Consider the following 13030-nt stretch of genomic DNA (forward strand, 5'->3'; position numbering starts at 1 on the left):
TCGACATATCAAACAACACCACACACGTGGTCTGCTGTTCGTTTGTCAAGAGTTGCACAGTGGACGCGTAGCAGCTTCGTAGTCAAGTCCTCGGCCTATTAGTACCGGTCAACTCAACCCGTTACCGAGCTTACATCTCCGGCCTATCAACCCAGTCGTCTAACTGGGGGCCTTACCCACACCAAAGGTGTGGCGGGATACCTCATCTTGAAGCGAGCTTCCCGCTTAGATGCTTTCAGCGGTTATCCCTTCCGAACGTAGCCAACCAGCCGTGCCCCTGGCGGGACAACTGGCACACCAGAGGTTCGTCCGTCCCGGTCCTCTCGTACTAGGGACAGCCCTTCTCAAGTATCCTACGCGCACGGCGGATAGGGACCGAACTGTCTCACGACGTTCTAAACCCAGCTCGCGTACCGCTTTAATGGGCGAACAGCCCAACCCTTGGGACCTGCTACAGCCCCAGGATGCGACGAGCCGACATCGAGGTGCCAAACCATCCCGTCGATATGGACTCTTGGGGAAGATCAGCCTGTTATCCCCGGGGTACCTTTTATCCGTTGAGCGACACCGCTTCCACACGCAAGTGCCGGATCACTAGTCCCGACTTTCGTCCCTGCTCGACCTGTCAGTCTCACAGTCAAGCTCCCTTGTGCACTTACACTCAACACCTGATTGCCAACCAGGCTGAGGGAACCTTTGGGCGCCTCCGTTACCTTTTAGGAGGCAACCGCCCCAGTTAAACTACCCACCAGACACTGTCCCTGAACCGGATCACGGCCCGAAGTTAGATATCCGAATCAACCAGAGTGGTATTTCAAGATTGCCTCCACCCATACTGGCGTATGGACTTCACCGGCTCCCACCTATCCTACACAAGCTAACTCAAATACCAATGTCAAGCTATAGTAAAGGTCCCGGGGTCTTTCCGTCCTGCCGCGCGTAACGAGCATCTTTACTCGTAATGCAATTTCGCCGGGCCTGTGGTTGAGACAGTGGGGAAGTCGTTACGCCATTCGTGCAGGTCGGAACTTACCCGACAAGGAATTTCGCTACCTTAGGATGGTTATAGTTACCACCGCCGTTTACTGGCGCTTAAGTTCTCCGCTTCGCCCCGAAGAGCTAACAGGTCCCCTTAACGTTCCAGCACCGGGCAGGCGTCAGTCCATATACATCGAATTACTTCTTCGCATGGACCTGTGTTTTTAGTAAACAGTCGCTTCCCCCTGCTCTCTGCGGCCATACAACGCTCCACCCGCAAGGGGCTTCACGTCTCCGGCCCCCCTTCTCCCTAAGTTACGGGGGCAATTTGCCGAGTTCCTTAACCACAGTTCACCCGATCGCCTTGGTATTCTCTACCTGACCACCTGTGTCGGTTTGGGGTACGGGCCGCTCGGAACTCGCTAGAGGCTTTTCTCGGCAGCATAGGATCACTGACTTCACCTGAATCGGCTCGGCATCACGTCTCAGCCCACATGTGCCGCGGATTTACCTACGACACGGCCTACACGCTTACCCCGGCACAACCACCGGCCGGGCTCAGCTACCTTCCTGCGTCACCCCATCGCTTGACTACTACCCGCCAGGTTCCCACGCTCCCCACCATCAACCCGAAGGCATCCGGCAGCTCGGGTGGTTAGCACAACGAGGTTCATCACGGGCGCTCCTTCGCGGGTACGGGAATATCAACCCGTTGTCCATCGACTACGCCTCTCGGCCTCGCCTTAGGTCCCGACTCACCCAGGGCGGATTAACCTGGCCCTGGAACCCTTGGTCATCCGGCGGAAGGGTTTCTCACCCTTCTTTCGCTACTCATGCCTGCATTCTCACTCGTGCCGCGTCCACAACTCGATCACTCGGCTGCTTCACCCCCGGCACGACGCTCCCCTACCCATCCACACACCTGCACAAGAACCACAAGGATCCCCGCGAAGTAAAAATGTGAATGCCACAGCTTCGGCGGTGTACTTGAGCCCCGCTACATTGTCGGCGCGGAACCACTTGACCAGTGAGCTATTACGCACTCTTTAAAGGGTGGCTGCTTCTAAGCCAACCTCCTGGTTGTCTATGCGACCCCACATCCTTTTCCACTTAGCACACGCTTAGGGGCCTTAGCTGGTGATCTGGGCTGTTTCCCTCTCGACTACGAAGCTTATCCCCCGCAGTCTCACTGCCGCGCTCTCACTTACCGGCATTCGGAGTTTGGCTGATTTCGGTAAGCTTGTGGGCCCCCTAGACCATCCAGTGCTCTACCTCCGGCAAGAAACACGCGACGCTGCACCTAAATGCATTTCGGGGAGAACCAGCTATCACGGAGTTTGATTGGCCTTTCACCCCTAACCACAGGTCATCCCCCAACTTTTCAACGTTGGTGGGTTCGGCCCTCCACGTAGTCTTACCCACGCTTCAGCCTGCCCATGGCTAGATCACTCCGCTTCGGGTCTAGGACACGCGACTCAAACGCCCTATTCAGACTCGCTTTCGCTACGGCTCCCCCACACGGGTTAACCTCGCCACATGCCACTAACTCGCAGGCTCATTCTTCAAAAGGCACGCCGTCACCCCGCAAGGCTCCGACGGATTGTAGGCGAACGGTTTCAGGTACTATTTCACTCCCCTCCCGGGGTACTTTTCACCATTCCCTCACGGTACTCGTCCGCTATCGGTCACCAGGAAGTATTTAGGCTTACCAGGTGGTCCTGGCAGATTCACGGCAGATTTCAGGGGTCCGCCGCTACTCGGGAACACCCACAGGAGACCAGCCACTTTCACCTACCGGACTCTCACCGTCTACGGTCAGCCTTCCCAGACTGTTCAGCTAGCAACTGGCTTTCTCACTCCTCCAACAGTCGTCAGCCTGTTGAGCAGGGTCCCACAACCCCGACCACGCAACCCCTGACAGGTATCACACGCAACCGGTTTAGCCTCATCCGCTTTCGCTCGCCACTACTCACGGAATCACATGTTGTTTTCTCTTCCTACGGGTACTGAGATGTTTCACTTCCCCGCGTTCCCCCCACACACCCTATGTATTCAGATGCGGGTGACATCACATGACTGATGCCAGGTTTCCCCATTCGGACACCCTGGGATCACAGCTCGGTTGACAGCTCCCCCAGGCCTATCGCGGCCTCCCACGTCCTTCATCGGCTCCTGGTGCCAAGGCATCCACCGTTCGCCCTTGACAACTTGACCACAAAGATGCTCGCGTCCACTGTGCAATTCTCAACAAACGACCAACCCACAACCCACAGCCCCACACCAAACCCAACCCAACGGCCGGCGGTATGCGAGACCAGGCCATGCCTGGCGACCAACAACACCCCCACAAAGGGGCATCACACGGTCAACTGAAACAACAACACGATGGTTGTTCCTTCAGGACCCAACAGGGTGCTCTCCGCCCTCCCCCAGCCGCACCAGACCCCCCGCTCCACACCAATCCGAAGATCAGCCGTACTAGAGGAACCCGGCCGTTGCCAGGAGAAAACTCACCAGTGTCTCCGCCTCTGAGCACCCCGACCTGACATTCGCAGACCGCGGGCTCCATACCGTCTTTCGACGAATGGTGCTCCTTAGAAAGGAGGTGATCCAGCCGCACCTTCCGGTACGGCTACCTTGTTACGACTTCGTCCCAATCGCCAGCCCCACCTTCGACGGCTCCCTCCACAAGGGTTGGGCCACCGGCTTCGGGTGTTGCCGACTTTCGTGACGTGACGGGCGGTGTGTACAAGGCCCGGGAACGTATTCACCGCAGCGTTGCTGATCTGCGATTACTAGCGACTCCGACTTCACGGGGTCGAGTTGCAGACCCCGATCCGAACTGAGACCGGCTTTTTGGGATTCGCTCCACCTCACGGTATCGCAGCCCATTGTACCGGCCATTGTAGCATGCGTGAAGCCCTGGACATAAGGGGCATGATGACTTGACGTCATCCCCACCTTCCTCCGAGTTGACCCCGGCAGTCTTCGATGAGTCCCCGCCATAACGCGCTGGCAACATCGAACGAGGGTTGCGCTCGTTGCGGGACTTAACCCAACATCTCACGACACGAGCTGACGACAGCCATGCACCACCTGTGACCGCCCCCGAAGGACCTGCCATCTCTGACAGTTTTGCGGCCATGTCAAACCCAGGTAAGGTTCTTCGCGTTGCATCGAATTAATCCGCATGCTCCGCCGCTTGTGCGGGCCCCCGTCAATTCCTTTGAGTTTTAGCCTTGCGGCCGTACTCCCCAGGCGGGGCGCTTAATGCGTTAGCTGCGGCACAGAGAACCGGAGAGGCCCCCCACACCTAGCGCCCAACGTTTACAGCGTGGACTACCAGGGTATCTAATCCTGTTCGCTCCCCACGCTTTCGCTCCTCAGCGTCAGTATCGGCCCAGAGACCCGCCTTCGCCACCGGTGTTCCTCCTGATATCTGCGCATTTCACCGCTACACCAGGAATTCCAGTCTCCCCTACCGAACTCTAGCCTGCCCGTATCGACTGCAGGCCCGCGGTTGAGCCGCGGGTTTTCACAGTCGACGCGACAAGCCGCCTACGAGCTCTTTACGCCCAATAAATCCGGACAACGCTCGCGCCCTACGTCTTACCGCGGCTGCTGGCACGTAGTTGGCCGGCGCTTCTTCTGCAGGTACCGTCACTTGCGCTTCGTCCCTGCTGAAAGAGGTTTACAACCCGAAGGCCGTCATCCCTCACGCGGCGTCGCTGCATCAGGCTTCCGCCCATTGTGCAATATTCCCCACTGCTGCCTCCCGTAGGAGTCTGGGCCGTGTCTCAGTCCCAGTGTGGCCGGTCGCCCTCTCAGGCCGGCTACCCGTCGTCGCCTTGGTAGGCCATCACCCCACCAACAAGCTGATAGGCCGCGAGCCCATCCCAGGCCGAAAAACTTTCCACCACCAAACATGCGCCCGGTGGTCATATTCGGTATTAGCCCCGGTTTCCCGGGGTTATCCCAAAGCCTAGGGCAGGTTGCTCACGTGTTACTCACCCGTTCGCCGCTCGAGTACCCCGAAGGGCCTTTCCGCTCGACTTGCATGTGTTAAGCACGCCGCCAGCGTTCGTCCTGAGCCAGGATCAAACTCTCCAACAAAAACCTGTGGAAAATCCATCCCAGCAACAAACCAAATTGTTGCCAAAGGAATTCCGTAAACCAACCAGAAACCGAAGCTCCCAGCCAGCCACGGGGTATAAAACAATTGGCACTGGCTTATCAAGCACCCTGTTGAGTTCTCAAAGAACAACCACACACCAAACCCGAACCCCACACCGTGGAACCCGAACCCGGGGCAACCGTTCAAAGCTATGTGAACCGGCATGGCGCGTCAACTTCACTAAGAAGTATCAGCTTCGCTGGTTCGTATCCACGTTTGACGCTCGCCGTACTCAGCGGTCGTCTCTACCGTGGGAAGTCGGCTGGCTGGCTGACCACCGCTTCGCGGTGTTCCGCCTGGCCCCTGCCGGCTCCGAAACCTTACCCGGTCGGCCTCGCGATCGCAACCCCGAACTTCCGGAGTGTTTCGCACCGCCCGGTACCAGCCTCGGTCGGCGTCTCCGCCCCGAGCCTGGCGCTTGCTTTCGGCCGGTTTGTCCGGCCTCCCGCTTGCAGAGAGAAAGTTACGCGTACGGCCCGCAGAAGGCAAATCAGCGTCCGTCACTGCGTCGGACCGACGGGACGACGCCCCCCGGAGGAAGCACGAAGACGCCTGATCGCCCTGCACAGCGGACCGGCGTGCCAGAGTGTTCGTCATGGATGACGTGGGTCGGACGACGGTGCTCGCCGGGGAGGCGGTCATGAACCTGCTCCTGCCCTTCTGGCAGGTGGTCATCGGTGCGTTCGTCCTGCTCGCCGTACTCGCCTCGATCGGTCGGCTGGCCCGTCGGGGCCCGTCCCGGATGACCACCGCCCTGCTGGTCACCGCCGGCGCCATCGCCTGCCTGGCGGTTGTCGGCGTCCTCTTCCAGGGGTGACGTCGACGGCGGGTCCGGGTGCGTGACGCACCCGGCGACCCGACGACCCCCGGTGACCCGACGACCTTCGGCCGGACCGGTCAGAGTCGACGGTTCGCCAGGCTGGGCAGCTCAGCGCGGATGGTCTCCAGCCGGTCGAGGTCCAGGTCGACCACCACCGACCCGAATCCGTCGGGCACCTGACCGAGGACCGTTCCCCACGGGTCGACGACCATACTCCGCCCGAAACACGTCCGCCCCGGTTCGTGGTCGCCGGTCTGACCGGCGGCGGCCACGAAGCACTGGTTCTCGATCGCCCGGGCACGCAACAGGACCTCCCAGTGGTCCCGCCCGGTGTGCAGCATGAAGGCGGCCGGTACCACCAGGAGGTGGGCCGCACCGTCGGTCGCCAGTTGCCGGTACAGCTCGGGGAAGCGCAGGTCGTAACAGATCGACAGGCCGACCCTGACCCCCTCGACGGTCACCACGACGGGCTGCTCCCCCGGCGCCACAGAGGCCGACTCCCGGTACGAGACCCGGCCCGGGATCTCGACGTCGTACAGGTGGATCTTGCGGTAGCTGGCGGCGAGAGCGCCGGAACGGTCGAAGACCAGCGAGGTGTTGTACGTCCGCTCGGGGTCCGGACCGAGCTCGTGGAACGACCCGGCGATCACCCAGATGCCGAGCCGGGCGGCCAGATCGGCGAAGAAGCTGCCGAACTCGCCGTCGACGGGCTCAGGGGTGGGCAGACCCGCCCCGGGGCCCAGGTAGTCGACGTACTCGGGCAGGACCGCCAGATCGGCACCGGCCTCGGCGACCCGGGTCAGCAGCCGCTCTGCGGCGGCGAGGTTCGCCACCCGGTCGGTGCCGGCGTTGAGCTGGCAGACGGCGACGCGCATGTGGCTCACCCTACGGCCACCGCCCCGATCCGGAAACCGCCTCAGGCCGACTTCTCCTCGCGCTCCCGGCGGGCACGCCGCCCGGTGAACTCCCTCGGGACGATCGTCGGGTTGACGTTCTCCAGGACCGCCTCCCGGGTGATCAGAACCCGGGCCGCGTCGGGGTTGCTCGGCACCTCGTACATCACGGAGAGGAGGACCTCTTCCATGATCGCCCGAAGTCCCCGGGCACCGGTGCCCCGCAGCATCGCCTGGTCGGCGATGGCCTCCAACGCCGGGGCCTCGAACTCCAGCTCCACGCCGTCGAGCTCCAACAGGCGTTGGTACTGCTTGACGAGGGCGTTGCGGGGCTCGGTGAGGATCGCCACCAGGGCGCCACGGTCCAGGCTGCGTACGTTGGTGATCACGGGGAGTCGGCCGATGAACTCCGGGATCAGCCCGAACTTGAGCATGTCCTCCGGCATGACCTGGCTGAAGATGTCGTCGGTGGACCGCTCGGAGACCGCCCGCAGCCGCGCACCGAACCCGGTGCCGCCGTGCCCGGTACGGGCCTCGATGATCTGGTCCAGCCCGGCGAAGGCCCCACCACAGATGAACAGCACGTTGGTGGTGTCGATCTGGATGAACTCCTGGTGGGGGTGCTTACGTCCGCCCTGCGGCGGGACGTTGGCGACAGTCCCCTCCAGCATCTTCAGCAGCGCCTGCTGCACACCCTCACCGGAGACGTCCCGGGTGATCGAGGGGTTCTCCGACTTGCGGGCGATCTTGTCGACCTCGTCGATGTAGATGATGCCGGTCTCGGCCCGCTTGATGTCGTAGTCGGCGGCCTGGATCAGCTTGAGGAGGATGTTCTCCACGTCCTCGCCGACGTACCCGGCCTCGGTCAGCGCGGTGGCGTCGGCGATGGCGAACGGGACGTTGAGCATCCGGGCGAGGGTCTGGGCCAGGTGGGTCTTCCCGCAGCCCGTGGGGCCGAGCAGGAGGATGTTCGACTTGGCCACCTCGACGCCCTCGTGGCCCGGAGACCCCGGAGCGCTGGCCGACTCGGCCTGGATCCGCTTGTAGTGGTTGTAGACCGCGACGGCGAGCGCCTTCTTGGCCTGGTCCTGACCGACGACGTAGTTGTCGAGGAACTGGCAGATCTCCATCGGCTTGGGAAGCTCTTCCCACTTCACCTCGCCGGACTCGGCCAGCTCCTCCTCGATGATCTCGTTGCAGAGATCGATGCACTCGTCACAGATGTAGACCCCGGGGCCCGCAATGAGCTTCTTGACCTGCTTCTGGGACTTGCCACAGAAGGAGCACTTCAGTAGGTCGCCACCGTCACCGATCCGTGCCACCTACGTTCTCCCTGCACTCATCGGCCGGAGCCCCGGCCCTGACCTGCGGACCCTACGGTCCGTCGTCCCTGGCTGACCCTGCCGGTCCGACCCTCCGAAGGGGTACGGGACCGACGTTACCCGGTGGGGAGGGTTTCTCCGACCCCCAAAACGGGTGTGTCAGAGGTCGGCCGGGCCCGCCAGGCCCCGGCCGACCTCTGATCCCATGATGCTCAGCTGGCCGCGTTAGCCGCCAGCAGGCCCTTCTTGCGGCTGGTCAGGATGGTGTCGACCAACCCGTACTCGCGGGACTCCTCAGCGGTCATGATCTTGTCCCGGTCGATGTCCTTGCGGACCTTCTCGATCGGGCGGTTGCAGTGCCGGCTCAGCATGTCCTCGAGCTGGGTCCGCATCCGCAGGATCTCCCGCGCCTGGATCTCGATGTCCGAGCCCTGGCCGTAGCCGCCCTCGGTGGCCGGCTGGTGGATGATGATCCGCGAGTTCGGCAGGGCCATCCGCTTGCCCGGGGTGCCCGCCGCCAGCAGCACGGCGGCGGCCGAGGCCGCCTGTCCCAGGCAGACGGTGGAGATGTCCGGCCGGACGTACTGCATGGTGTCGTAGATCGCCGTCATGGCGGTGAAGGAACCGCCGGGCGAGTTGATGTACATGATGATGTCGCGGTCCGGGTCGGTGCCCTCGAGCGTCAGCAACTGCGCCATGACGTCGTTGGCCGACGCGTCGTCGACCTGGACACCGAGGAAGATGATCCGGTCCTCGAAGAGCTTGTTGTACGGGTTGGACTCCTTGACCCCGTACGACGTGCGCTCGACGAACGACGGGAGGATGTAGCGGTTGTGCACGGCCGCGAACTGGGGCGGCAGGCTCAGGTCGGTCATCGTCAGCTCCTCGATCAGCTCAGGGTCCCGGCGCCTTCCGGAACCTGTGCGGCTCCGGTGATCACCTTGTCGATGAAGCCGTACTCCATGGCCTCCCGGGCGGTGAACCAGCGGTCACGGTCCGAGTCCGCCTCGATCTGGGCCTGGTCCTGGCCGGTGTGGTGGGCCACCCGCTCCTGGAACATCCGCTTCGTGTAGAGCATCTGCTCGGCCTGGATGGCGATGTCGGAGGCGGTACCGCCCATGCCGCCGGAGGGCTGGTGCATCATGATCCGCGCGTGCGGGAGGGCGTACCGCTTGCCCTTGGTGCCCGCGCAGAGCAGCAACTGCCCCATCGAGGCGGCCATGCCCATCGCCACGGTCGACACGTCGTTGTCGATGTACTGCATGGTGTCGTAGATCGCCATGCCGGAGTAGACCGAACCGCCCGGCGAGTTGATCCAGAGGAAGATGTCCCGGTCCGGGTCCTCCGCCGCGAGCAGCAGCAGCTGCGCGCAGATGCGGTTGGCGACCTGGTCGTTCACCTCGCTGCCCAGGAAGATGATCCGTTCCTTGAGCAACCGGTTGTAGACCGAGTCGTCGAGGTTGCCAATCGAGTCGCCGCCGCGGGCTTCGATCGCCTGGCGCGACTTCTTCGGGATGTGCATGTCGGTCATGGCAGCCCTTCGCTCTCCGTACCGTCGTACCCGACACTAACCGCTGTACCGGGTGGCAGCGTCCCGGTCGGGGCACTGTTCGCTCTCAGCGCACGCGCGCCGGGTGCGTACCCGGAAAACGGGTTTCGGCCGCCGCACGCCGCAAGCGACGGACGACGGCCGTGCCCGACGGTCAGTGCTGGTGGTCGTGCTCCTGCTCGCCCTCGGCACGCAGGGCGTCCAGGGAGACCTCGTTGCCCGCCGCGTCCTTGATCTTCACCCGCTCCATGACGGCGGCCAGCGCCTTGCCCCGACGGACGTCGCCGAAGACCGCACCTGCCGCGCCGGAACGGGCCAGCTGGTCGTAGTACTGCTGCGGGGCCATCCCGGCACGCTGCGCCCGGTGCACGATCTCGTGGCCGAACTCGTCGTCGGAGACCTGGACGTCCTCGGCGTCGGCCAGGGTGTCCAGCACCAGCTGGATCTTGACGCCCTGGGTGGCCGACTCGGTCAGCTCGGCGTCGATCTCCTCTTCGGTCTTCTCCTCGGCGGCGAGGTACTCCGTCATGGAGGCGCCGATCCGCTCGAGCTGGTCGATCATGGCCTGCTTACGGCTCTCGACCTCCTCGCGCACGACCCCCTCCGGGGCCGGCACGTCGGCGGCCTCGACGATCTGCTCCAGGGCCTTGTCCCGGGCGGCGTAGATCTGCTCGACCCGCTTACCCCGGGTGACCTTCTCCCGCAGGTCGGCGCGGAGCTCGTCGATCGTGTCGAACTCGCTGGCCATCTGGGCGAAGTCGTCGTCCAGCTCGGGCAGCTCCTTCTCCTTGACCGTCCGGACGGTCACCGCCACGTCGGCGTCCCGGCCGGCGAAGTCGCCGCCGACGAGCTGCGTGGTGAAGGTGGTGGAGTCACCGGCGGACAGGCCGACGAGGGCCTCGTCCAGGCCCGGCAGGAGCTGCTTGCTGCCCACCTCGTGGGAGATGTTGCTCGCCGAGCCGCCCGGCACGTCAGCGCCGTCCACGGTGGCGTTCAGGTCGATCTGGACGTAGTCGCCCTCGGCGGCGGCCCGCTCGACGGTCTTCAGCGTGGCGAACCGCTCCCGCAGGCTCTTGACCTGCTCGTCGATCTCGCTGTCGTCGATCTGGAGCTCGTCGACGGTGACCTCGATGGTGGACGGGTCCGGCAGCGTCAGCTCGGGGCGGACGTCGACCTCGGCGGTGAAGTTGAGCGAGTCACCGTCGTTGAACTCGGTGATCTCGACCTCGGGGCGACCCAGCGTCTTCAGGTCGTGCTCCCGCACCGCGGCGAGGATGTTCTGCGGGATGGCCTCCTGGACCGCCTCGTTGAGCACGGCACCCCGGCCGACCCGCTGGTCGATCACGGCAGCCGGGATCTTGCCCCGCCGGAAACCGGGCACCTGGACCTGCTGGCCGATTTCCCGGTACGCCTTCTTGAGGCTCGGCTCGAGCTCGACGAACGGCACCTCGATGGCGAGCCGCACGCGCGTCGGGCTCAGAGTCTCGACGGTGCTCTTCACAGGCGTACTCCTTGAACGGATCTCGGTTCGGGTCTGGGCGTCGCGCGGTCCACTACCGGGCGCGACGACATGATGCAGCCCACCGAGTGTAGGCGAGCCGGCCCGACGCTCCGGCAGCGCCCGGCGAGACCGCCCGGAGACGGCCCGCGGACGACAGTCGGGGTGGCGGGATTTGAACCCACGGCCCCTCGCTCCCAAAGCGAGTGCGCTACCAAGCTGCGCCACACCCCGTGGCGACGTGCAGTCTATGCCGTCCGCGCCCGCCCGGGGTCCCGGGGCGGCCCCCGACCCACCACCGCCCGTCGCCGGCCGCCGACCGCCCGCCACCCGAACCGACGAATCCCGTGGTACGCCGCCCGCACCCCCTCCCCGGTCGGGCACGAACCGACCGGGCCGAACCCACGCGCCGCCGCCGTCCGGGCACGTCGGGTGAGCCCCGGACCGGGTACGCCCCGACGCGGCGGAATCTGCCTGCGCGCCCGCCGACCGGACCGGGTAGGCTGTCGTCGCACCCCGAGACATCGGGGAGTACGCGGGCGTAGCTCAATGGCAGAGCTTCAGTCTTCCAAACTGACGGTGCGAGTTCGATTCTCGTCGCCCGCTCCAGCAGTAACGGCCCAGGTCAGCGGCGCATTCGCCGAGCCTGGGCCGCTCTCGTCTCAGCCGCTCCGACCTCGCGTGCCAATCCGTGCCTGCACCGGCGTCGGGGCGCACCCGCCGAACTCAGTGCCGACCGGGGACCCGGGCCAGGAGGAGGTTCGGGTCGGTGCCGGTGAGGTAGGCGGCGTTGAGGACGTACAGGGTGGTGCCGCGTACCGCCACGGAGGTGGGGTTCTGGAGTCCGTCGGCTGCGGTGAGAAGGGGCGTCACGGTGCCACCGGGACGGATTCGGACCACGGTGTTCGGACCGTTGAGGGCGGCGATCACCTCGGCACCGCGACCGGTGAAGGCGAAGTCGTCGACGCCGACCAGACCGGCGGCCCGGACCTCGACGGTGCCGGCCCGACCCCGTTCGAGGGGGAACCGGAGCAGGGTGCCCTGGTCGAGGTTGCTCACCCACACCGCGCCGTCGTGGAGCTTCAGGCCGTTGGCGCCGAGGAAGCCCGTCGAGGCGAGGGTCGGGTCGGCCGACCAGGTCGTCGGGGTTCCGCCGGACACCGGGACGGTGAAGATCCTCCCGAGTACCGAGTCGGTGAGGTACAGGGTGCCGCGCCGCTCGTCCAGCGCCAGCCCGTTGGGCAGCCCCTCGGCGGGCAGCGCCGCGATCCGTCGGGGCCGGTCGCCGGGGCGTACCCGCCACACGCCGGTCAGGTCGGCGGTGCCGGTGGCGTACAGCAGGTAGAGCGTGCCGTCGCCGGACCGGGCGATACCGGTGGTGAGGGGGAACCCGAGGACCGGGGTGTGCACCCCGCCGTCGGCCGGGGCGGGGAGGGTGGCCAGTGTCCGGACCGACCCGGCCCTGGTGACGGCGGCCACCTGACGAGCGGCGGCGAGAGTCACCAGGGCGGTACCGTCCGGGGCCAACGCCACGTTCTCGGGCAGTTGCCCTGCGGTGACGTCGAAGTGCACAGCGATCCGGACGGAGACGACCGGGGCGACCCCTGCCGAGGCCGCCCCACCGGGAACCGGCCCAGCCCTGCCGGGCACCGCTGCGGCCGTGCCGGGAACCGCCAAGGCCCCGGCGGCCAGGACGGCCAGGACGGGGGCAGACAGTCTCTTCTTCATCATGTCCTTCGGTGTTCTGGGCGCGCGGAAGCCCCGCGCGCACGACGGGTGCGATCGGTGCGGGAAGC

At 64.7% G+C, this 13030-nt stretch carries 7 protein-coding genes, 2 tRNA genes and 2 rRNA genes; 2 read left to right on the forward strand and 9 right to left on the reverse strand.

Annotated elements, in window-relative coordinates; genetic code table 11:
- Positions 1-78: 78 nt before the first annotated feature.
- A 23S ribosomal RNA gene (locus WHN02_RS26545) occupies positions 79-3192 on the reverse strand.
- Positions 3193-3576: 384 nt separating this feature from the next.
- Positions 3577-5091 (reverse strand): 16S ribosomal RNA (locus WHN02_RS26550).
- The 16S and 23S rRNA genes sit together here, the layout of an rRNA operon.
- A gap of 656 nt (positions 5092-5747) precedes the next feature.
- On the opposite strand from WHN02_RS26550, the gene WHN02_RS26555 reads away from it, so the two are divergent.
- Complete coding sequence (locus WHN02_RS26555; protein WP_434741354.1) at positions 5748-5969, forward strand: hypothetical protein; 222 nt, start codon at positions 5748-5750, stop codon at positions 5967-5969.
- Positions 5970-6049: 80 nt separating this feature from the next.
- On the opposite strand, the gene WHN02_RS26560 is transcribed toward WHN02_RS26555, so the two are convergent.
- From WHN02_RS26560 to WHN02_RS26585, 6 genes are all read right to left on the reverse strand, one after another.
- Complete coding sequence (locus WHN02_RS26560; RefSeq protein WP_434741355.1) at positions 6050-6847, reverse strand: carbon-nitrogen hydrolase family protein; 798 nt, start codon at positions 6845-6847, stop codon at positions 6050-6052.
- Between the two features lie 41 nt (positions 6848-6888).
- On the reverse strand, positions 6889-8187 hold the full coding sequence (clpX, locus tag WHN02_RS26565; RefSeq protein ID WP_350898109.1) for an ATP-dependent Clp protease ATP-binding subunit ClpX: 1299 nt from the start codon (positions 8185-8187) through the stop codon (positions 6889-6891).
- A 212-nt stretch (positions 8188-8399) separates the two neighbouring features.
- Positions 8400-9062: an ATP-dependent Clp protease proteolytic subunit gene (locus WHN02_RS26570; RefSeq protein ID WP_350898110.1), complete on the reverse strand. Its 663-nt coding sequence runs from the start codon at positions 9060-9062 to the stop codon at positions 8400-8402.
- A gap of 14 nt (positions 9063-9076) precedes the next feature.
- Complete coding sequence (locus WHN02_RS26575) at positions 9077-9718, reverse strand: ATP-dependent Clp protease proteolytic subunit (RefSeq protein ID WP_350898111.1); 642 nt, start codon at positions 9716-9718, stop codon at positions 9077-9079.
- Between the two features lie 172 nt (positions 9719-9890).
- The gene (gene tig, locus WHN02_RS26580; protein ID WP_434741356.1) at positions 9891-11237 is read right to left on the reverse strand and encodes a trigger factor; all 1347 of its coding nucleotides are present in this window, start codon (positions 11235-11237) and stop codon (positions 9891-9893) included.
- Positions 11238-11394: 157 nt separating this feature from the next.
- A tRNA-Pro gene (locus WHN02_RS26585) sits at positions 11395-11468 on the reverse strand.
- Positions 11469-11769: 301 nt separating this feature from the next.
- On the opposite strand from WHN02_RS26585, the gene WHN02_RS26590 reads away from it, so the two are divergent.
- Positions 11770-11843 (forward strand) — tRNA-Gly (locus WHN02_RS26590).
- A gap of 117 nt (positions 11844-11960) precedes the next feature.
- On the opposite strand, the gene WHN02_RS26595 is transcribed toward WHN02_RS26590, so the two are convergent.
- Entirely contained in the window at positions 11961-12965 is a 1005-nt protein-coding gene (locus tag WHN02_RS26595; protein WP_434741357.1) for an SMP-30/gluconolactonase/LRE family protein, read from the reverse strand.
- Between the last annotated feature and the right edge of the window lie 65 nt (positions 12966-13030).

This window comes from Micromonospora sp. SH-82 (assembly GCF_051132485.1).
Classification (GTDB): domain Bacteria; phylum Actinomycetota; class Actinomycetes; order Mycobacteriales; family Micromonosporaceae; genus Micromonospora.

Bases quoted from the DNA above. Each gene is read 5' to 3' on its own strand.
- WHN02_RS26555 (WP_434741354.1), top strand. From the start codon at position 5,748: ATGGATGACGTGGGTCGGACGACGGTGCTCGCCGGGGAGGCGGTCATG.
- WHN02_RS26560 (WP_434741355.1), bottom strand. From the start codon at position 6,847: ATGCGCGTCGCCGTCTGCCAGCTCAACGCCGGCACCGACCGGGTGGCG.
- WHN02_RS26570 (WP_350898110.1), bottom strand. From the start codon at position 9,062: ATGACCGACCTGAGCCTGCCGCCCCAGTTCGCGGCCGTGCACAACCGC.
- WHN02_RS26575 (WP_350898111.1), bottom strand. From the start codon at position 9,718: ATGACCGACATGCACATCCCGAAGAAGTCGCGCCAGGCGATCGAAGCC.
- WHN02_RS26595 (WP_434741357.1), bottom strand. From the start codon at position 12,965: ATGATGAAGAAGAGACTGTCTGCCCCCGTCCTGGCCGTCCTGGCCGCC.